A 20,567-nucleotide genomic window follows, 5' to 3' on the forward strand; every position below is an offset into this window, starting at 1 on the left:
CGCCTCGGACCCCGGGCCTCAGCCCTGGACGGACGTCCAGAACTCGTCGAAGGACATCAGGCCGTCGCCGTCGGAGTCCTTGGCCTTGATGACCGCTTCGGCCATCGGGCCGGTGACCAGGTGGTCGCCCATCTCGGCCATCGCGCGCTTGAACTCGTCCGGCGTGACCCGGCCGTCGCCGTCCGCGTCGAACTTCGCGAACGTGGCCCTGGCCTGCTCTATGTCTGCCACGGGTGATACCCCTTCGTCGTGCCGCGGACCGCTGCGTGCGGGAACCACGGGGGTGAACTGACCCGCGTACATTAGCGGACCGTCAAGAACCTTCCCGGTGTGCCCTCCGGCGGGCGAGATAGCCGGCGGTGCGGCTGCCGGGGGCGGCGGCGACCTCGGCGGGGGTGCCGGCGGCGACGATCCGGCCGCCCTCCGCGCCGCCGCCGGGGCCGAGGTCGATGACGTGGTCGCCGCCGGCCACCACGCCCATGTCGTGTTCGACGACCACGACGGTGTGGCCCGCGTCGACCAGGCCGTGCAGCTGCCGCAGCAGCACCTCGGTGTCGGCTGGGTGCAGCCCGGTGGTGGGCTCGTCGAGGAGGTAGAGGGTGTGGCCGCGGCGGGCGCGCTGGAGTTCGGTGGCGAGTTTGATGCGCTGGGCCTCGCCGCCGGAGAGTTCGGTGGCGGGCTGGCCGAGCCGCAGATAGCCGAGTCCGACGTCCTGGAGGGTGCGCAGGCTGCGGGCGGCGGCGGGGAGGTCGGCGAGGAACTCCGCGGCGTCGTCGACGGTCAGGCCCAGGACGTCGGCGATGGTGCGGCCGCGGTGGGTGATCTGGAGGGTCTCGGGGTTGTAGCGGGCGCCGTGGCAGTCGGCGCAGGGGGCGTAGGTGCCGGGCAGGAAGAGGAGTTCGACGGCGGTAAAGCCCTCGCCCTGGCAGGTCTCGCAGCGGCCGGCGGGGACGTTGAAGGAGAACCGTCCGGCGGTGTAGCCACGGGCGCGGGCCTCGTCGGTGGCAGCGAAGACCTTGCGGACGGCGTCGAACAGGCCGGTGTAGGTGGCGAGGTTGGAGCGCGGGGTGCGGCCGATGGGCTTCTGGTCGACGCGGACCAGCCGGTCGACGGCGTCCAGGCCGGTGGCGGCGGTGAGCCGGGCGCGGGGCGCCGGCCCGGTGGCCTGGTCGTCGTCGGCGGCGGAGGCGCCCGGGCCGGTGTCGGTGTCCGGGCCGGGGCCGGCGGTGCCCAGGTGCTCCTGGACGGTCTCGGCGAGGACCCGGGTGACCAGGGTCGATTTGCCGGACCCGGAGACGCCGGTGACGGCGGTGAAGACGCCGAGCGGGAAGGCCGCGTCCAGGTCGCGGAGGTTGTGCAGGGTGACGCCGTGCAGGGCCAGGGTGCCGGTGGGGGTGCGCGGGGTGCGGGCGGGTGGCGGTTCGGTGGCGAAGAGGAAGCGGCGGGTGGCGGAGTGCTCGGCGTCGGCGAGGGCGCTGACCGGGCCGCTGTGCAGGACCCGGCCGCCGTGCTCGCCGGCGCGCGGGCCGATGTCCACGATCCAGTCGGCGTGGCGCACCACGTCCATGTCGTGTTCGACGACGAAGAGGGTGTTGCCGGCCTCCTTGAGGCGGCGCAACACGGTGAGCAGGGCTTCGGTGTCGGCGGGGTGCAGGCCGGCGGAGGGCTCGTCGAGGACGTAGACCACGCCGAAGAGGCCGGAGCGCAGCTGGGTGGCGAGGCGGAGGCGCTGGAGTTCGCCGGCGGAGAGGGTGGGGGCGGGGCGGTCCATGGCGAGGTAGCCCAGGCCGAGTTCGGTGAGGACCTCGATACGGGCGACCAGGTCGCGAGCGAGCGCGGGGGCGGGTTCGTCGCCGGGGCGGGCGGCGGTGGGGCGGAGGAGCTCGGCGAGGGTGGCCAGCGGGAGGCCCGCGAGGGTGGCGATGTCGTGGCCCTCGAAGGTGACCGCCAGCGCCTCGGGGCGCAGCCGGCGGCCGTCGCACGCGGGGCAGGGCTCGGCGGTCATGAACTGCCGGACGCGCTTGCGCAGCGTCTCGCTCTTGGAGTCGGCGAAGGTGTGCAGGACATAGCGCCGGGCGCTCATGTACTGGCCCTTGTAGGGGCGTTGGATGCGGCCGGCCTCGCGGACCGGGTGGACGGTGACGATCGGCTGCTCGTCGGTGAACAGGATCCACTCGCGGTCGGCGGGCGGCAGGTCGCGCCAGGGGCGGTCGATGTCGTGGCCGAGGGTGGCGAGGATGTCGCGGAGGTTCTTGCCCTGCCAGGCGCCGGGCCAGGCGGCGACGGCGCCGTCGCGGATGGAGCGGGCGGGGTCGGGGACGAGGGAGTCCTCGGTGACGCGGTGGACGGTGCCCAGTCCGTGGCACTCGGGGCAGGCACCGGCGGCGGTGTTGGGCGAGAAGGCGTCGGAGTCGAGCCGTTCGGTGCTGCCGGGAGGGTAGCTGCCGGCGCGGGAGAAGAGCATCCGCAGGGTGTTGGAGAGGGTGGTGACGGTGCCGACCGAGGAGCGGGAGGTGGGCGCGGAGCGGCGCTGCTCCAGCGCGACGGCCGGCGGCAGACCGCTGATCTCCTCGACCCTGGGCGCGCCGACCTGGTGGATCAGCCGCCGGGCGTAGGGGGCGACCGACTCGAAGTAGCGGCGCTGCGCCTCGGCGTAGAGGGTGCCGAAGGCGAGCGAGGACTTCCCCGATCCGGACACCCCGGTGAACGCGACCAGCGCGTCCCTCGGGATGTCCACATCGATACCGCGGAGATTGTGCTCACGGGCGCCGCGCACCCGGACGTACGAGTCGGTCATGCCTCCATGATCGGACACCGTGCTCCATGAACAGTCCTCCGTGGACGGTCCTGCGTGAACAGTCCTACGTGAACGGTCCTCCCGTCATCGGATGTCGGCGCTGTGACCCGACGCCGTGCCGTGCCATGCCAGGGGCGCCCGAGCACGGGGCACGGGGCCGTCAGCCGGCGGCGGTGGCCTCCCGGACCCGGTCGCGTGCCTCCTCCCAGGGGACGGGGGTGGCGACCACCGCACGCAGCGCCCGTATCTGGCGCGGCGGCAGGGCGCAGGCCAGTACGCCGACGGCCCGGCCGGCGCGGCCGTAGAGCGCGACGGCCCGGCGGGCGTCGCGGTCCAGGACGGTGGTCTCCACCTCGTCGGCGCCGGAGGTCAGGCCGTACGCCTGGAGTTTGAGGCCGTACTGGTCGGACCAGAAGTACGGCACGGGGGCGAAGGGCCGGCGCTCCGGCGGCTCCGTGCCCTCGACGGCGGCTTCGGTGGAGGCTTCGGCGGTGAGCTCGGCGACGAGGTTGCGGGCGGCGGCCATGGCCTGCTCAGTGGCGTTCATCCGGTGCTCGAAGCGGAGCGGGTGGCCGTGCACCGGGTGCTCCCAGCGGGCCACGTCGCCCGCGGCGTAGATTCCGGGGGCGGCGGCGCAGTAGGCATCGCAGCCGAGCCCGTCGGTGGTGTCCAGGGCCGGGTCGGCCAGCCAGCCCACGGCGGGCTCGGAGCCGATGGCGAGCAGGACCAGGTCGGCGGGGAGCAGGGTGCCGTCGGCCAGCCGGACGCCGGTGACCTGCGCGCCCGCCCCGTCCGTCGCGTCCGTGTCGTCCGTCGCGTCCGTCGCCTCCGTCGCGTCTGCGGTGGTCTCGAACGCGGCCACCTCCCCGGTCACCAGGCGGACGCCGCGGGCCCGGTGCTCCTCGGCGAGGAGTTCCCCGATGCCCGCGCCGACGGCGGCGGCCATCGGCACGGGCTCCCGGCCGATGAGGGCGACGTCGTGCCCCAGCTCGTGGGCGACCGCGGCGGCCTCGCAGCCCAGGACGCCGTTGCCGACCACGACGAGGCGGCGGGCGCCGCCGGACAGCCGGTCGCGCAGCGCCAGCGCGTCGTCCAGGGTGCGGAGGGTGAAGACGCCGGCGAACCCCTCGGCAGCGGGCAGGGTGCGGGCCGCCACGCCGGTGGCGATGATCACGCCGGCGCAGGCGAGGCGCTCGCCCCCGTCGAGGGTGAGGGTGCGGGTGGCGACGTCGAGGGCGGTGGCGCGGGTGCCGAGCCGCAGGTCGAGGCCGAGCGGGGCGAGTTGCTCCTCGGTGCGCAGCAGCAGCTTGGCCGGCTCCCAGGCGCCGTGCAGCAGTTGCTTGGACAGCGGCGGCCGGTCGTACGGGAGGTGCGGTTCGTCGCCGATGAGGGTCAGCGGGCCGTCCCAGCCGGCCCGGCGCAGGGCCTCGGCGGCGGTGATACCGGCGGCCGAGGCGCCGACGACGGCGATCGGACGGTTCGTCATTCCTGCACCTCGATCACGGCAGCCGGGCAGATGGCGGCCGCGTCGCGGACCGCGGCGTGCTGACCTGCGGGCGGCTCGGCATCGAGGAGGACGACCACGCCGTCCTGGTCCCGCTGGTCGAAGACCTCGGGGGCGATCAGCACGCACTGGCCGGCGGCGCAGCACTTGTCGGCGTCAAGGGTGATCTTCATGGTGGTGGCTCCGTGGACGTGGGCGGATCGGTGGATCGGATCGCTGGGTCGGTCGGTATGGCCGGTGCGGCCGGTGCGGCCGGTGCGGCTGGTCACCAGGTGACGGGCAGGGAGTGGCAGCCGTAGATGGCCATGTCGGTGCGGAAGGGGATCTCCTCGACGGGCACCGCGGGCCGCATGGCCGGGAAGCGGCGGAGCAGGGTGGCTATGACGACCTGCAGCTCCACCCGGGCGAGGGCCTGGCCGAGGCACTGGTGGATGCCGTAGCCAAAGGCGACGTGGTGCTGGGCGTTGGGCCGGGCGAGGTCGAGGCGGTCGGGGTCGTCGAAGATGCTGTCGTCGCGGTTGGCGGACGGGACGGCCGCCACGACGCCCTCACCGGCGCGGATGAGCTGCCCGCCGACCTCGATGTCGGTGGTGGCCACCCGGCGGGGGCCGTTGCGGATGATGCTGTGGAAGCGCAGCAGTTCCTCGACGGCGCCGCGGATCAGCGCCGGATCCTGGCGCAGCCGGTCGGCGGCTCCCGGGTCCTGCATCAGCGTCAGGGCGCTGAGGCCGATCATGTTGGCGGTGGTCTCGTGGCCGGCGATGAGCAGCAGGGCGGCGAAGGCGGCGACGTCGTCGTGGCTGATCTCGCCGGTGCGCTGCTGCTCGACGATCAGCCGGCCCAGGATGTCGTCGCCCGGCTCCTGCTCCTTGGCGGTGACCAACGCGTCGAGATAGTCGCGGAGTTCGGCCCGGGCGGCCTCGCGCTCGTCGTCGGCGATGGTGCGCGAGAGCAGCTTGCCGGTGAGCCGCTGGAAGACGTCGTGGTCGTCGTAGGGGACGCCCAACAGCAGGCTGATGACCAGCGAGGGGACGGGCAGGGCGAGCGCCTCGATCAGGTCGACCGGCTCGCCGGCGCTGCGCTCCATCGCGTCGCACAGCTCGTCGGTGAGGCGCTGGATCTCCGGGCGCAGGGCCTCGACGCGCTTGACCATGAACTCGCGGGTGACCATGCGCCGGAGCCGGGTGTGCTCCGGCGGATCCATGCGGATGAAGCCACGGTTCTTGGTGTTGGCGCCGCCGGTCATGCCGCTGAGCGGGTAGCCGTGGAGGGTGGTGTCGGAGCTGAAGCGGGTGTCGCCGAGGATCGCGCGGATGTCGGCGTAGCGGGTGGCCAGCCAGGCCCAACTGCCGTCGGGGAGCGAGATCCTGGAGATCGGCTCCTCGGTGCGCAGGGTGCCGAACTCGGCCGGGGGGTGGAAGGGGCAGCCGCTGGGCGGTTCCACGGGCAGCGGTGCCGGGGCGGCGGGGACTGTCGTGTCGATCATCTCGGTCATCTCGCTCCTCGCGCGCACACCGGTCGGGTGTGCGCCATGAGTCGATCCTTCGCCTAACGAGCGTAAACTTACATGCGTAATGATCGGGTAAACGCCCCGGGGTCTCCGGCGGAAAGTGAGCAACGGAACATCCGCGACCGTCCGGCGTCCGGCGACGGATACACAACAAGGCCCCGGCCGACGATGCGGCCGGGGCCTGGGAGGGGCCTCGGGGCTTGGCGAGAGGGAGCGAGGGAGGAAGGCGCCGGAGGAGGGCGCCGGAGGAAGGCTCAGGGGGAAGGCGCCGGGGGTCAGCGCTCCGGCAACAAGGGTCAGCGCTCCAGCAACAGCTGCAGCAGCTCCTCCACGAATCCGTCCAGCCGGCTGGTGTCCTTGCGGCTCGGCATGACCTGCCAGATCATGACCCGGCCGTGCACCGCCGACCACAGCAGATACGGCGCCTCGGAACGCGAGCCCCGCACCCGCCAGCCGGCCTCCTCGCAGGCGGTCAGCGCGTGGTGCCAGCTGCGCACCAGCAGCCCGGCCGGGTGCCCGGCGAGCCGCTCCGGACCGACCGGGGTCTGCCGGGTCTCGTAGAGCAGGCGGTAGTTGGCCGGGTGCTCGATGGCGTAGCGGCAGTAGGCGCGCAGCTGCGCGCGCAGTCGGGCCACCGGATCGCCCTCGTCGGCCTGCCCGGCGGCGTCGGTCATGGCGTGCGCCAACCGCTCGTAGCTGACCTCCAGGGTGGCCCAGACCAGCTCGGTCTTGTCGGCGAAGTGCCGGTAGATGCTCGGCGCGGCGACCCCGGCCTCCCGGGCCACCGCGCGCAGCGACAGCGCGTCCTCGCTGCCGACCTCCTCCAGGAGGCGCTCGGTCGCCCGCAGGAGTTCCTCCCGCAGGCGCTCGCCCTGCCCACGCGGGTTGCGGGGCCGGACGGCCGCACTCTCGCCCACTGCCCTCCGGTCCTTCCTCTCCTGGCCTGGCCGATCTGCTCATCGGCGGGGACATCGCCCCTCCACCAGGGTTTCACACCACGCCCCCGGACCATACCGGAGCACCACACTCCACTCCCCCGCCCCATCCCCGGACCGCCACCGGCCCGGCCGATCTCGGCGCGGACCCCCTCATGGCGACGGACCAGGTCCAGGTGTGGTCCGGCGACAATTGCCTTTGCCGGGGTGGCCGTTGGGCCGCTATCTGCCCATGGTCAGTCCGGCCTTGTTCGCGTGGCGGCTCAGGACCACTTGCCGGATGCGTTGGCGGATGGGCTTGAGGTCCGGTCGTCCCAGCTTGATCGCCTTGTCCAGGTTGAGTACGCGGCCCGCCCTGGCGTCCCACCACAGCGGGACGAACTCGGCCTTGGTGATCTTCCAGCGGCCACCCGGCGTGGCCGGCGGGGCGAAGGTGAACCGGGCGGCCGCGCTCATCCTTCCGCTCGCGTCGTGATGGGTGCCTCCCATGAGGTCGCCCAGTCCGTAGGCGACCCAGGTACCGCCATCGCTGATCTCGGCCTCTGCCCGTCGGCCGTGCGGTGTCCGGACGACCCAGGTGCCGTGCACCTTCTCGAACGGCTGGGGGGTGTGGGTGTGGCTGCCGACGATCAGGTCGATGTCGGGGCGACCGTCGGTGCGGGCGGCGGCGAGGATGCGGGCCAGGCGGCGCTGCCGGGCATCCGGGGCGGTGCGGTACTCGGTGCCCCAGTAGGGGCTGACGACCACCACGTCGGCGCCGGCCCGGCGGGCCGCCCGGGCGTCCGCGAGAATCCGCCCGGGGGCGAGGGGGCTGATCGCCCACGGCGCGTCCTTCGGGGGGCGGGTGCCCTCGGTGCCGTAGGCGAGGTGAGCCACCACGGCGCCGCCGGGGGTGCGCAGCAGGGTGGGGCGGGCGGCCTCGGCGGCGTCCCGGGCGGTACCGGCGTGCCGCAGGCCCACGGTGTCCAGGGCGTCGAGGGTCCGGCGCACCCCGCCCTTGCCCTGGTCGAGGGCGTGGTCGGTGGCGGTGGCACAGGAGTCGAAGCCGGTGGCCTTGAGGGCGGTGGCGACCTGTGGCGGAGCCTGGAGTTCCGGATAGCCGGTGAACGGGCCGTCAAGCGGGCCGAGGGGCGCCTCCAGGTGGCACAGCGCCAGGTCGGCGGCGCGGACCACGGGCGTGACACCGCGGAGCATCGGCCGGAAGTCGTAGCCGCCGGCCATCGGCGCGTCGTGCTGTGCCGTGTCGAGCGCCTCCGGGTGGGCGGGGATGACGTCACCGGTGGCGACCAGGGTGAACGGCCGGCCCGGGGCGGCTCCGGCGGCGGCGCGGGTCCCGGTGCGGCGGGGCGGGGCGGGCGGTGCGGCGGGGCGGTGTGTGGTGTGCGCGGGGGCGGATCGCGGTGCGGGCGGCCGGGCGTCCGGCAGGGCGCCGCAGCCGACGGCCAGCGCGGCGAGCAGAACGGCTAACACATACCGGGTGAACGCACTCATGCCCGACAGATACCAGTCGTTTCGGGCCGGAAATGGGCGTATGCGGTGGTGTCCGGCGCTCTCCCCCGGACGGCCGACCGGAGGGGCGACCGGGCACCCGCGACTCCGACGTCTCCGGCCTCCTCATCGGACCCGCGCCTCGTGCCCGCCGGACGGGCACAACACGCCAGGCGCAAAGCATCTTTGGCTGATTCTTCGCGTCAATGCGCCTACTACCACGGCCAGTTGCGCGCACCCAGGGGCCCGGTGTGGACGAGGAACCGCTTCATGTGACGGTGTCGGTGTGGGACGAACGGCTGCCCGGTGCGCAACGGGACGTGGGAGACCGCGCACCCCGACTACCGGGCGTCCGTGTCCCCCGACCACCTGGCGTTCGTCGGCGATGCGCCGGGCTCGGCTCAGGTCACCTCGATCCCGAAGTCGGCGACGAGGGCGGCCAGGCCGCCGGGGTAGCCCTTACCGCCGAGGACGAAGTCCCAGTCGTCGCCCGTGCGGCGGCGGAACGCGCCGAGGACCAGGGCGCGCTCGCCGGGCCGCCCGTCGGAGACCGGCAGCCGGTCGAGCTCGGTGCCGGCGGCGTCCAGCAGCCGGATCCGGGCGTCGGTGAAGCCGCCGAGGTCGCCCTCCGGGTCGGTCTCCGGGTCGACCGCGGCGACCAGGACCAGCCGGTCGGCCTCCGACGGCAGTTCCTCGAAGCGCACCCGCAGGGCCGCGCGGTCCTCCGTCACCCCGGCCAGCATGCGCACCGAACCGTCCGGCGTGGCCGGGTTGTTGAAGAAGACGAAGTGGTCGTCGTCGAGCACGGTGGTGCCCTGGCAGACCAGGGCGCAGACGTCGAGGGCGGCCGCGCCGGACCAGTTCATGGCGAGGACGGTGTGGTCCGGGGCGGGGTCAGCCGGCTCGGAGGCGGCGGGCGTGCCGGGGGTGGCGTCGCCGGGACCGAGGCGGCCGCGCAGCCCGTACCGGCCGAGCAGGTCGACGAGTTCCGGGCCGGCGATGAGGGTGAGCGGCTTGCCCTGGGCGAAGCCGTGGGCGCCGGGCCCGAACTGGGAGGTCGTCACCAGCACGCCCTTGTTGGCGCCTTCGGACTGGACGGTGCCGTAAAGGTCGCGGACCGCGGACGGCGGGACGGTGTTGCGGTAGCGCTTGACCTGCACCACGATCTTGCCGCCGCGGATCGGGTCCGGGTCCAGCGCGTCCACGTCGATGCCGCCGTCGCCGGACCGCTGGGTGGTGACCGCGCGCATGCCCATGGCGCGGAACAGCTCGGCGATCAGCTGCTCGAAGGCGAGCGGGTCCATGGCGAGGAGGTCCGGTTCGCCGTCGGTGCCGTGGGAGACCACCGCGCCGCCGGCGATGTCGTCCGGCCGCCGTCCGGGGCGGACCGGGGTGCGCTGGTCGGGGCGGGCGGAGAGCCGGCCGCGGAGTCCGTCGGTGAGGCAGTCGGGGGCGCTGACCTGGTCCAGGCGGTAGGAGGCGACGGCGCTGCGGGGGGCCAGGACGGTGGCGAGGAAGATCGTGGCGGGGCGGCCGGTGACCGGGTCGACGTCGTCGACGAAGCCGTTGAGCTCCACCGAGTCCAGGGCGCCGTGGGTGTCGGCGGCGAAGAGGTCGCGCAGGACCAGCAGCATGCTCTGGGCGAGCACCTCGCGGTAGAGCGCCCGGCGCTGGGCGGCCGGGCGGGCGGTCTCCCGCTCCTCGTCGGCGGTGGGCAGGTAACGGACGGCCTTGACGGCGGGGACGACGTCGTAGCCGGGCAGTTCCCAGTCGAGGACGAGCCGGCGGGCGGCGGTGTCGTAGCCGGCGCTGAGCTGGCGGGGGAAGCCCTCGGGCCAGGACGTGCCGGAGTACAGGGCGGCGGAGAAGTACTGCACGACGGCGTCCGCGTCGCCGGCGCGCAGGCCCGCGGTCAGCTCCTGGACGCCGGCGTTGTGCCGGCGGATCTCGTCCAGGGCGCCGGCCGCCCACTGGTCGTACTGCCGCTGGTAGGCGGCGAGTTGGGCCTGGCGCCGGGCCTCGGCGGCCTGGGCGGCGTACCAGTCCTGTTCGAAGCGGGCGCGGGCCTCCTGGCGGTCGCGGTCGCGGCGGGCGCCGGAGCGCATGCCGCCGGTGGGCACCTGGTAGCGGGCCGGGTCGGGCATGGGCACCGGGGCGGCCAGCGCGCCGGGGGCGAACGGTTCGATGCGTTCGGGGCGGAGCAGGGCGGCAGCGGTGAAGGCGGGGGCCCGGCAGCCGTCGGCGAGCAGGCCGGTGAGGGCGGCGACGCGGGCCTCGATCTCCTCGGTGCGGCGGCGGGCGTCGGCCTCGCGCTGCCGGCGGTAGGCGGTCTGCCGCTCGCGGTGCATACGGGCCATGGCGCGCTCGGCGGCCCGGGCCTGCCGCTCCTGTTCCCGCTGCTGTTGCAGCCGTGCGCGGTGTGCGGCCTCGGCCTGGCGCTGCTGCCGGCGCTGCGCCTCGGCCCAGACGCCGAGTAATCCCTGGGAACGGCGGCTCATGTGATGGTTCGTCCTCCCCCCGGGGCGGCGGCCCCCGGAACCCGCGGCAGCGGTGGCGTCTGTGCCGGTCTGCCCTGGTCTGCTGTGGTGAGGCGACTTTAGCGGGGGCCAGGCGGCGTCGATCAGGGGGCCACCGGCCCCGGTTCACGGTCCTTGCCTTGCCTTCGCGACCTTGCCTTCGCACGTCTGTGCACGTAGCGTTGGCGCCGTGACTACCGGGTCGGCCATGGGCCATGAGCGAGTGAGGCGCCCGGTCACTTCGTGACCGCGCGGCGGGTGAGAGACCCGCCTCCGCCCCTCCCACCTCTTCTTTCGCGCGCGTCAGGCGCGTGTCCTGCTCTCTTCCCCGCTTCTCTTCCCCGCGCGGCCGTTCCGCGCGCTTCCGCTTCCCGCACCACGCCTGCCGCCGTGCCGCGCCCTGCCGCGCCGCACCGCCGTCGTGCGGTCACTTCACCCTGCCCACGCGGCCTCGCCCTGGGCACATCCTCCCTGGAGACGCACCTTTCATGCCCCATAACTTCAACCAGCAGGTCATCGACGAGTTCCGGGCCAACGCCGGCCGGGTCGGCGGCCCCTTCGAGGGCGGCCGGCTGGTCCTGCTGACCACCACCGGCGCCCGCACCGGCGCCCGGCACACCACCCCGGTCGGCTATCTCCCCGACGGGGACCGGATCCTCGTCATCGCCTCGGCCGGCGGCGCACCGCACCACCCGGCCTGGTTCCACAACCTCGTCGCCCACCCCCGCGTGACCGTCGAGGCCGGGGTCCTCACCTACGAGGCGGAGGCCGTGGTGCTGACCGGCGCGGAGCGCGACGAGGTATTCGCCCGCGCCGTGGAGGCCGACCCGGGCTGGGCCGCGTACCAGGCGAAGACCCGCCGCACTCTCCCGGTGGTGGCGCTGACGCCGGCTCAGGCCGGTCCGCCGCGCTTCGCCGGGGCGACGCCGGGCGCGACCGTGCGCCTCGTCCACGACGGCTTCCGGCGCGAGCTCGCCACCCTCCGCCGGGAGTTGGCGGATTCCGGCTCCGTGCTCGGCGCGCAGCTGCGGATCAACTGCCTGACGCTGTGTCAGGGTCTGGACAACCACCACACCGGCGAGGACCGGATGATGTTCCCCGCGCTCCGCCGGCACCGCCCGGACCTCGCCCCGGTGCTGGACCGGCTGGACGCCGAACACCGGAGCATCGCCGCGCTCCTTGAGGAGCTGCGCCGGGCGCTGGCCGAGCCGGCTGCGGCACCCGGCGGCATCCGGGCCGAGGTCGAACGGCTGACGGACGCGCTGGAGGCCCATCTCACCTACGAGGAGGAGCAGTTGATCCCCGTCCTGGACGCGGCGGCCGGCTGACCTCGGCGCACGGGCGGCGGCCGCGGGACTCATATCCGGCGGCCGTGGCCCTCCCAATACGGGTCCCGCAACCGCCGTTTGAACAGCTTCCCGGACTCGTCGCGCGGGAGCCGCTCCTCGAAGACCACCGTCCGGGGCACCTTGTACGCGGCGAGCCGTTCGGCGACATGGGCGCGGACCGCCGCGGCGGTGAGCCGGACCCGGGGGTCGGTCTCCAGGTGGGCGGCGAGCGCCTCGCCGAACTCCTCATCGGGGATGCCGAACACCGCCGCGTCCCGCACCCCGTCCAGGGCCAGCAGACAGCCCTCTATCTCCGCCGGGTAGATGTTGACGCCGCCGGAGATCACCAGGTCGTTGCGGCGGTCGCTGAGGTAGAGGTAACCGTCCTCGTCGAGATGGCCGATGTCGCCGAGGGTGACGAATTCCGGCCGTCCCGGCGCCTCCATGGCGGCGCGTTTGTCCGGGTCGCCGAGGTAGCTGAAGCGCGGCCAGTCGTCGGCGGGCCGGACGTAGATCTCGCCGGTGGCGCCGGGTGGCAGCTCCTTCCCGCCGGGGCCGAGGACGAGGACCTCGCAGGTGCCCTGGGCGCGTCCGACGGTGCCCGGGTGAGCCAGCCACTCCGCGCTGTCGCACCACGTCACCGCGCCGGTCTCGCTGCCGCCGTAGTACTCCCGCAGGACCGGTCCCAGCCAGTCGATCATGGCGTGTTTGATGTGCGGCGGGCAGGGCGCGGCGGCGTGCACCACGGAGGTGAGGGAGGAGACGTCGTAGCGTTCGCGGACGTCCTTGGGCAGCCGCAGCAGCCGTACGAACATGGTGGGTACCACCTGGGCCTGCTCGATGCGGTGCCGTTCGACCAGCCGCAGGAACTCCTCCGCGTCGAAGCGCGGCATCAGCGTGATGTCCAGGCCGGCCGCCAGCGCCAGGACCGCGTGCTGGCTGGGCGAGGCGTGGTAGAGCGGGGCCGGGATCAGGGTCCGGCCGCCGGGGGCGACCGCGAAGTACTCCAGGAAGCGCGCCACCGCCTCGGCGAGGAGCTCGGGGCCGACCGGTTCGCGCAGAACTCCCTTGGGCCGCCCGGTCGTTCCGGAGCTGTAGATGACGGTGGGCGGGCGGTCCCCGGCGGGCCGCTCCAGCGGCGTCCGGCCTGCCAGCCAGTCGTCGAGGACGGGGAACCGGCCGGTGACGGGCGGGGCGGTCATCCCGCAGGCCGCCGCCACGCCGGGCGGTACCGCGACCTCGACGACCCGTACGCCGTCGGGGAGCACGGCGGTCACCTCGGCCAGCAGGTCGGTGTGGACGAAGACCACCGTGCTGCCGCTGTCGGTGAGCACATGCCGCAGGTCGTCCCGGCGGAAGTGCCAGTTGACGGGGACGGCGGCGGCGCCGAGCAGGGCGGCGCCGGTGGTGATCTCCAGGTGTGCGGGCTCGTTGCGGAGCACCACGGCGACCCGGTCGCCGGGGGCGACTCCCCATGCTGCCAGGCCCGTTGCGATCCGGGCGGCGCGGTCGAGGAACTCCGGGTAGCCGCGGGTGTGTCCCGCGCAGCGGATGGCGGGGGGTGCGACGGATTCCATGGTGCCTCCAGGAGGGAGCGGCCAGGACCGGCGCACACCGGTCCGGCTCATTGAAGCGCCAACCGCCGGGCGGCCACCAGAGCGCACCGCGCCATCCCCGCGCCGTGCTCCGATCGCCCCGCACCGGGCGCCGTGGCCGGTGGCCGCTCCTATCCTCGGGACCATGGGCAACAACGACATCCTGCGCACCCACGCCGAGGCGCTGACGCTCTTCGGCGAGCGGGTCCACGCCGTCCGGGAGGACCAGTGGGAGGCGCCCACCCCGTGCACACAGTGGTCGGTGTTCGACCTGGTCAACCACCTCACCGCGGAGCAGATGTGGGTGCCCCGCCTGGTGCGGGACGGTTCCACCATCGCCGCGGTGGACGGGGACTTCGACGGCGACCAGCTCGGGGAGGACCCGGTGGGGGCGTGGGACCGGGCCGCCGCGGCGGCGAGGGCGGCGTTCGCCGAGCCGGGCGCACTGCACCGCTCGGTCCACCTCTCCTACGGCACCACCCCAGCCGACGCGTACTGCACGCAGATGACCGCCGACGCCGTGGTGCACACCTGGGACCTCTCCCGGGCCATCGGCGCCGACGAGCGGCTGCCGGACCGCCTGGTGAACGCGGCGCTGCGCGAGGTGGAGCCGTATGCCGAGGCGCTGGCGGCCACCGGGCTGTTCGCCGAGCCCGTCGAGCCGCCCGAGGACGCGGACGAGCTGACCCGGCTGCTGTGTCTGCTCGGCCGGCGGCCCTGACCGCGTCAGTGGCAGCCGCCGGCCCCGGCCCCCGGAGAAGAGGAGGGGCCGGGGCCGGCGGGCGCCCGCGGCCCGGTCAGTCGATGCCGCGGACGATGTGCGGTTCGACGGGATCCTCCTCGCAGCCGGCCAGACGGACCGGGCCGCAGCGGTCCCAGGCTTCGAGATTGCGGACTTCCTTGATACGCCCTGGGCGCTCGCCCTGCTTCAGACGGGGCTGCTTGTGTTGAGCCTTGTGCACTGCCACCACGCACTCCTTCTTCGGGGTATTGGTTCCGACGCGGTGGCGCCTTGTTCACAAACCGGGAGGTCGGCCAGGGTTTGTGGCGTTCCCGCGACGGGCCAATGGTGTTGGCGTCTCCCAGGAGGGTCGTCCGTCACCTTCCAGGATATCGGCGCCGCCCGGGGACCGCTCGCCTTTTTGCGGCGACAACGGCACGGCGCGCGAAGGCGGAAAAAGCACCCGGGTGCCACGGCCCGCCGCGGGCCCGCGGCCACGCTGCGTCATTCACCCGACCGGCCGTCAGCCCCTCTACTGCACCGCCCGCGCGGCTCCCCGGTTGCCGGCCCGCGCCCGTTCCCTAACGTGGACAGGTGGGGCCGGTGCGCGAGGCTGTTTCCCGCGCGGCGTCTCTGCGCGCCGTCTCCCCGGCCGGTGGCCCCGGTGCTACCCATGGGCGGGTGGAATGGTTCTCGGATCCCGGTTCATGGCTCGGGCGCCTGGTCTTCCAGCGGCTGCTCGCGGTGCTCTACCTGGTCGCGTTCGTTGCCGCGGCCCGTCAGTTCCGGGCGCTGCTGGGCTCCCGGGGGATGCTGCCGATCCCGGACTTCACCGCGCGGGTGCCGTTCCGGCTGTCCCCGTCGGTCTTCCAGCTGCACTACTCCGACCGCTTCTTCGCGGGCTGGGCCTGGAGCGGGGCGGCGCTGGCGGCGGCGGTGGCGGCCGGGGCGGCGGACGCGGTGCCGCTGGGGGCGGCGATGGCGATGTGGGCCGTGCTGTGGGCGATGTACCTGTCGATCGTCAACGTCGGGCAGACCTGGTACGGCTTCGGGTGGGAGACGCTGCTGCTGGAGTCGGGGGTGCTGGCGGTCTTCCTCGGCAACGCCGACACCGCTCCCCCGGTGCTGATCATGTGGCTGCTGCGCTGGCTGCTCTTCCGGGTGGAGTTCGGCGCCGGGCTGATCAAGATGCGCGGGGACCGCTGCTGGCGCGATCTGACCTGCCTCTACTACCACCATGAGACCCAGCCGATGCCGGGCCCGCTCAGCTGGTTCTTCCACCGCCTGCCCAAGCCGCTGCACCGGGTCGAGACGGCCGCCAACCACGTCGCCCAACTCGTGCTGCCAGTGCTGCTGTTCACCCCGCAGCCGGTCGCCGGGTGGGCGGCTCTCGGGATGGCCGCCACCCAGCTGTGGCTGGTGCTGTCCGGCAACTTCGCCTGGCTGAACTGGATCACCATCGCGCTGGCTCTGTCGGCCGCCGCCCCGCTGTGGGGCGGCCCGCCGCCGGCACCCGGCGCCGCGCCGGTGTGGTTCGAGGCGGTGGTGAGCGCCGCCGCGGCCGGCGTCGTCGCGCTCAGCTACCGCCCGGCGCGCAACCTGGTGTCCCGGGGCCAGCTGATGAACACCTCCTACGAGCCGCTGCACCTGGTCAACTCCTACGGCGCGTTCGGCAGCATCACCCGGGTCCGCCGGGAGATCGTCGTCGAGGGCACCGAGGACGCGGTCTCCGGCCCCGGCACGACCTGGCACGCCTACGAGTTCCACGGCAAGCCGGGGGCCCCGGGGCACCTGCCCCGGCAGTTCGCGCCCTACCATCTGCGGCTGGACTGGCTGATGTGGTTCGCGGCGCTCTCGCCGGGCTATGCCCGGTCGTGGTTCGTGCCGTTCGTGGCGCGGCTGCTGGAGAACGACCGGGACACCCTGCGGCTGCTGCGCCGCAATCCGTTCCCCGATCTGCCGCCCGCGCGGGTGCGGGCCCGGGTCTTCCGCTACCGCTTCACGACCTGGCGGGAACTGCGGGAGACCGGACAGTGGTGGCACCGGAGCGCGGAGCGGGAGTTCCTGCCGCCGGTGTCGCGGTCAGCTCTGTACGGAAGGCGATGACCATCTCACGGGCGTGCCGCAGCCCGATGCGGGCGAAGTCCCGTTCCAGGGCGTCGAGTTCGTGCAGCGTACGGGTGCGGTCGCGGCCCAGGCGGGCGCGGGACTTGGCCAGGCCGAGCCGGGAGAGCGCCGCGCCGCGCGGCTCCTCCATCGCGCGGAACTCGCCCAGCGCCAGGGTGTAGGTGTCGCGGGCCTCGGCGTAGCGGCCGGCGCGGTAGAGGACGTTGCCGCGCATCTTGTGGTTGTAGGCGAGCGCGCCGGCCAGGTTCATGGTGCGGCAGATCGTCTCCGCCTCGGAGAGCAGGGCCAGTGCCCGGTCCGGCTCGCCGCGGACGGACAGCACGTCGGCGACGCCGCGCAGCGACCAGGCCCGGCCGCGGAAGTCGTCGGCCTCGGCGGCGATCCGGGCGGACTCCTCGAAGAGCTCCAGGGCCCTGCCGTGCTCGCCGGTGTTGCGGTGCATCTGGGCGATGCCGGACATCGCCCAGACCATGTGGCGGGCCTCGCCGTGCGCCCGGGCCTGCGCCAGGAGCTGCTCGTGCAGTTCGGCGACGGCTTCGTAGTCGCCCTGTATGCGGCCGGTCTCGGCGAGGCCGGCGAGGGAGTAGCCGTGCGCGAGGCGGTCGCCGCCGGTCTCGGCCAGCGCCACCGCGTGGGCGAGCAGCCGCCGGGCCAGCGGCAGGGTGCCGCACTGGCGGGCCAGGGTGCCGCCGCTCCACAGGGCCCAGGCCATGGCGGCCGAGTCGCCGGCGGTCCGGCCGCTGCGGTAGGCGGCCCGCCAGGCGGCGCCGGCGGCGTCCGCCCGGCCCAGCCGCCGGTTGGCCTCGGCGACGGCCAGCTGGGCCCGGGACCGCTCCAGCGCGGTGTCCGCGGCGGCGAGTGTCCGGTGCGCCGTGGCCAGTACCTCCTCGTAGGAGGAGTTCACGCTCAGCGCCGAGCCCAGTTCGCCCTGGTACTCCGGGGCGAATGCCTTGCCGTACATCGATCCGTGGCCTCTCGATCATGCGTTTTCCTTGGTCACGAACGTACGGAAGGTGCAGGGGGCAGCGAATCAGTCCACGTATGGGTTGTCGCGTACGACTGGAGTGCTACGCGCCAGGTGGTGGTCATCATCGGGATGTACGGGGTACTCGGGGTGGCCGTAGCTGATGGGGCTCAAGTGCCCGTCCCTTGCGGGGCTTTGAGGATCGGGCCACCCTGACTGCCGGGCGGGCACCGGACCGGAGGTGTGGCATGGGTGAGGCGGCACGGGTGCGCGGCGGGATCGGGCGGCGGGGGTTCGTCGGGGCGCTCGGGGCGGGCGCGGCCGGGGTCGCGGTGGCGGCCGGGGGCGGCGGTCCCGCGCGGGCCGGGCAGCGGCGGCCGCGGCCGCTCTTCCTGGGGACGTACACCTCGAAACCGGGCGGCGGCACCGGCATCGGCCTGGCCGGCTACGACCCCGGAACCGGCGCCCTCACCGCCACCGGCGTGCTCCCGGGCGTCCCCGACCCCTCCTACCTGGCGCCGGCCCCGGACGGCCGGACGCTCTACGCGGTCGACGAGCGGGAGGACGGCGCGGTGACGGCGGTCGCGCTGCGGCGCGGCGGCGGGCCGGTGGTGCTGGGCAGCCGGCCCACCGGCGGCGCCGGGCCGTGCCATGTGTCGGTGCACCCCGGCGGCCGGTGGCTGCTGAGCGCCAACTACCTCTCCGGGAGCGTGGCCGTCCATCCGATCGACCGCCGCACCGGGGCGCTGGGACCGCGTACCGACCTGGTCGTCCACGACAGCCCGCCGCCCGGCCCCGGGCAGACCGGGCCGCACGCGCACCAGATCGTCACCGCCCCGGACGGCCGCCATGTGCTGGCCGTGGACCTCGGCAACGACACCGTCTACACCTATCGGCTCGACCCGCGGGCCGGGACGCTGGCCCAGGTGGCGTACGCCACGCTGCGGCCGGGCGCCGGCCCCCGCCATCTGACCTTCCACCCCGCGGGCCGCCATGCCTATCTGGCGAACGAGGTCGACAACACCGTGGTGGTCTGCGCCTACGATCCGCGCGACGGGCGGCTTGCGCCGGGGGCACCGCAGTCCACCGGGACCGCGCCGGGGATCGTCAGCTACCCGGCCCAGCTCCTGGTCACCGGCGACGGCCGGTTCGCCTTCCTCGCCAACCGCGGCGACAACAGCCTCACCCGGTACGCCGTGGAGGAGGGCGGGGCCCGGCTGCGGCTGCTGGACACGGTGCCGGTGGGCGGCGACTTCCCACGGCAGATCGCGTTCTCGCCGGACCGGCGGTGGCTGTTCGCCGCGAACCAGAAGTCGGGGTCGGTGACGGTCTTCGCGGTGGACGCCCGGACCGGGGCGCTGACGCGGGCCGGCGAGCCGTTCGCGGCACCGATGGCGGTCTGCGTACTGCCGCTGTGACCGGCGGCCGGCGGCCGGCGGTGGGCCCTGCGGGCTGAAACACTGCGGCAACAGCCCCGCAGGACTGGCGCGTTAGCGTCGCGCCCCATGAGTACGGGAACCACACCTTCCGGCGGTACCACGCCGGACACCGCGGCGCCGCCGCCCGGACCGGCGGACCCGGCGGCGGACCCCGGCGGCACCGGCCTGCGCCAGGGCCTCAAGCGCCGCCATATGCAGCTGATCGCGCTGGGCGGGGTGATCGGGGCCGGGCTGTTCGTCGGCAGCGGGGTGGTGATCCGGTCCGCCGGGCCGGCCGCGGTGGTGTCGTTCCTGGCGGCCGGCGCGCTGACCGTGCTGATCATGCGGATGCTCGCCGAGATGACCGTGGCGCGCCCGGCGCTGGGCTCCTTCTACGCGCACGTCCGGGAGACCCTCGGGCATCGGGCCGGGTTCGCCGTGGGCTGGCTGTACTGGTACTTCTTCGTCGTGGTGGTCGCGGTCGAGGCGGTGGCGGGCGGCCGGATCATCCGGCTGTGGCTGCCCGGGGTGCCGCTGTGGGCGGTCAGCCTGGTGCTGATGACGCTGCTGACCGCGACGAACCTGGTGTCGGCCCGCTCCTACGGCGAGTTCGAGTACTGGTTCTCGTCGATCAAGGTCGTGGCGATCGTGGTGTTCCTCTCCCTGGGCGCGCTCTTCGTGCTCGGGCTGTGGCCGGGGGCGAGCGGCGGGCTGGACCGGCTGACCGCGCACGGCGGTTTCGCGCCGGCCGGCGCCGGGGCCGTGCTGGCCGCCGTGGTGCCCTGTGTCGGCTTCTTCACCGGCACCGAGATCGTCACCATCGCCGCGGCGGAATCGGTCGAGCCGGAGCGGGCGGTGGCCGGCGCCATCCGGTCGATCGTGCTGCGGGTGGTGGCGTTCTATGTGCTGTCGGTCCTCGTGGTGGTCGCGGTGGTGCCGTGGACGTCGAAGGCGATCGAGGTGAGCCCTTACGCGGCGGTGCTGGACCGGCTGGCGGTTCCCGCGGCCGGCACGGTGATGAATGCGATCGTGTTGGTCGCGGTGCTCTCCTGCCTCAATTCCGCGCTCTACACCTCGTCCCGGATGCTCTTCGCGCTCACCCGCAACGGGGACGCACCGCGCGGCCTCACCAAGGTCGGGGCGAGCGGGGTGCCGCGCCGCGCGCTGCTGGCCGGGACGTCGGCCGGCTATCTGTCGGTGCTCGCGGCCTGGCTCTCGCCGGATGTGGTCTTCTCCTTCCTCATCAACTCCTATGGCGCCATTGCCCTGTTCGTCTATCTGGCGATCGCGGTGACGCAACTGCGGATGCGGCGCCGGCTGGAACGCGAAGAACCGGCGCGGCTCACCCTGCGGATGTGGGGCTTCCCCTGGCTCAGCCGGCTGACCGTGGCGCTGATGGCACTGGTGATCGGGGCGATGGCGGTACTGCCGGACAGCCGGGCGCAGTTCTGGCTGAGTCTGCTCACGCTCGGTGTCGTGCTGGCCGCCTATGAAATCCGCCGGCGGGTCCGGCGGAAGTAGATCCTTTCTCGGGCCGGCCGTCCGCGGCGCCACGGACGGCCGGCCCTCCCCCTCACACCTCGGCTTCCGAAATCCCCAGGCAATTCCTCCTGAAATCCCTCCGAGAATGCCGTGGTAATCCTGCAGTTTCCCTCAGCATTCCC

General features: G+C 74.0%; 16 protein-coding genes. 5 read left to right on the top strand and 11 right to left on the bottom strand.

Going from position 1 to position 20,567, the window contains the following annotated elements; genetic code table 11:
- Window positions 1-18: 18 nt before the first annotated feature.
- From ACRAS8_RS05040 to ACRAS8_RS05075, 8 genes are all read right to left on the bottom strand, one after another.
- The gene (locus tag ACRAS8_RS05040) at window positions 19-303 is read right to left on the bottom strand and encodes an EF-hand domain-containing protein (RefSeq protein ID WP_438484563.1); all 285 of its coding nucleotides are present in this window, start codon (window positions 301-303) and stop codon (window positions 19-21) included.
- A 10-nt stretch (window positions 304-313) separates the two neighbouring features.
- The gene (locus ACRAS8_RS05045) at window positions 314-2,797 is read right to left on the bottom strand and encodes an ABC transporter (protein ID WP_438484564.1); all 2,484 of its coding nucleotides are present in this window, start codon (window positions 2,795-2,797) and stop codon (window positions 314-316) included.
- A 160-nt stretch (window positions 2,798-2,957) separates the two neighbouring features.
- Window positions 2,958-4,283 (bottom strand): NAD(P)/FAD-dependent oxidoreductase, encoded by a 1,326-nt coding sequence (locus ACRAS8_RS05050; RefSeq protein ID WP_438484565.1) that lies wholly within the window; start codon window positions 4,281-4,283, stop codon window positions 2,958-2,960.
- Window positions 4,280-4,474 carry a ferredoxin gene (locus ACRAS8_RS05055; protein WP_438484566.1) on the bottom strand — a complete coding sequence of 65 codons (195 nt, stop codon included), beginning with the start codon at window positions 4,472-4,474 and terminating at the stop codon, window positions 4,280-4,282. Before ACRAS8_RS05055 ends, ACRAS8_RS05050 begins: the two co-directional genes overlap by 4 nt.
- 92 nt (window positions 4,475-4,566) lie before the next feature.
- Window positions 4,567-5,796, bottom strand: coding sequence for a cytochrome P450 (locus ACRAS8_RS05060; RefSeq protein WP_438484567.1), 1,230 nt, complete (start codon window positions 5,794-5,796; stop codon window positions 4,567-4,569).
- A gap of 311 nt (window positions 5,797-6,107) precedes the next feature.
- The gene (locus ACRAS8_RS05065; protein WP_438484568.1) at window positions 6,108-6,728 is read right to left on the bottom strand and encodes a TetR/AcrR family transcriptional regulator; all 621 of its coding nucleotides are present in this window, start codon (window positions 6,726-6,728) and stop codon (window positions 6,108-6,110) included.
- Between the two features lie 240 nt (window positions 6,729-6,968).
- Window positions 6,969-8,237: a CapA family protein gene (locus ACRAS8_RS05070; RefSeq protein WP_438484569.1), complete on the bottom strand. Its 1,269-nt coding sequence runs from the start codon at window positions 8,235-8,237 to the stop codon at window positions 6,969-6,971.
- A 398-nt stretch (window positions 8,238-8,635) separates the two neighbouring features.
- The gene (locus ACRAS8_RS05075; RefSeq protein WP_438484570.1) at window positions 8,636-10,732 is read right to left on the bottom strand and encodes a restriction endonuclease; all 2,097 of its coding nucleotides are present in this window, start codon (window positions 10,730-10,732) and stop codon (window positions 8,636-8,638) included.
- 506 nt (window positions 10,733-11,238) lie between these two features.
- Between ACRAS8_RS05075 and ACRAS8_RS05080 the strand changes: the two genes are divergently transcribed.
- Window positions 11,239-12,078: a nitroreductase/quinone reductase family protein gene (locus tag ACRAS8_RS05080; protein ID WP_438484571.1), complete on the top strand. Its 840-nt coding sequence runs from the start codon at window positions 11,239-11,241 to the stop codon at window positions 12,076-12,078.
- Window positions 12,079-12,107: 29 nt separating this feature from the next.
- On the opposite strand, the gene ACRAS8_RS05085 is transcribed toward ACRAS8_RS05080, so the two are convergent.
- Window positions 12,108-13,655, bottom strand: a complete 1,548-nt coding sequence (locus tag ACRAS8_RS05085; RefSeq protein WP_438484572.1) for an AMP-binding protein — start codon at window positions 13,653-13,655, stop codon at window positions 12,108-12,110.
- Window positions 13,656-13,818: 163 nt separating this feature from the next.
- Here ACRAS8_RS05085 and ACRAS8_RS05090 point away from each other — a divergent pair, with 163 nt between their 5' ends.
- Window positions 13,819-14,394: a TIGR03086 family metal-binding protein gene (locus ACRAS8_RS05090; RefSeq protein ID WP_438484573.1), complete on the top strand. Its 576-nt coding sequence runs from the start codon at window positions 13,819-13,821 to the stop codon at window positions 14,392-14,394.
- Between the two features lie 76 nt (window positions 14,395-14,470).
- Here the strand turns inward: ACRAS8_RS05090 and ACRAS8_RS05095 are convergent, their stop codons facing one another.
- Window positions 14,471-14,641, bottom strand: coding sequence for a hypothetical protein (locus tag ACRAS8_RS05095; protein WP_221912312.1), 171 nt, complete (start codon window positions 14,639-14,641; stop codon window positions 14,471-14,473).
- A 434-nt stretch (window positions 14,642-15,075) separates the two neighbouring features.
- Between ACRAS8_RS05095 and ACRAS8_RS05100 the strand changes: the two genes are divergently transcribed.
- A complete protein-coding gene (locus tag ACRAS8_RS05100) occupies window positions 15,076-16,500 on the top strand; it encodes a lipase maturation factor family protein (RefSeq protein WP_438484574.1) in 1,425 nt (474 codons plus the stop codon).
- Here the strand turns inward: ACRAS8_RS05100 and ACRAS8_RS05105 are convergent.
- The gene (locus tag ACRAS8_RS05105) at window positions 16,394-17,482 is read right to left on the bottom strand and encodes a tetratricopeptide repeat protein (protein WP_438484575.1); all 1,089 of its coding nucleotides are present in this window, start codon (window positions 17,480-17,482) and stop codon (window positions 16,394-16,396) included. The genes ACRAS8_RS05100 and ACRAS8_RS05105 overlap by 107 nt on opposite strands.
- A 251-nt stretch (window positions 17,483-17,733) precedes the next feature.
- Here ACRAS8_RS05105 and ACRAS8_RS05110 point away from each other — a divergent pair, with 251 nt between their 5' ends.
- Together ACRAS8_RS05110 and ACRAS8_RS05115 are read left to right on the top strand one after the other, a co-directional pair.
- Window positions 17,734-18,903, top strand: a complete 1,170-nt coding sequence (locus tag ACRAS8_RS05110; RefSeq protein ID WP_438484576.1) for a lactonase family protein — start codon at window positions 17,734-17,736, stop codon at window positions 18,901-18,903.
- An 87-nt stretch (window positions 18,904-18,990) separates the two neighbouring features.
- Window positions 18,991-20,424 carry an amino acid permease gene (locus ACRAS8_RS05115; RefSeq protein WP_438484577.1) on the top strand — a complete coding sequence of 478 codons (1,434 nt, stop codon included), beginning with the start codon at window positions 18,991-18,993 and terminating at the stop codon, window positions 20,422-20,424.
- The last annotated feature ends 143 nt before the right edge of the window (window positions 20,425-20,567 follow it).

This window comes from Streptomyces sp. S186 (genome assembly GCF_051603415.1).
GTDB lineage: Bacteria > Actinomycetota > Actinomycetes > Streptomycetales > Streptomycetaceae > Streptomyces.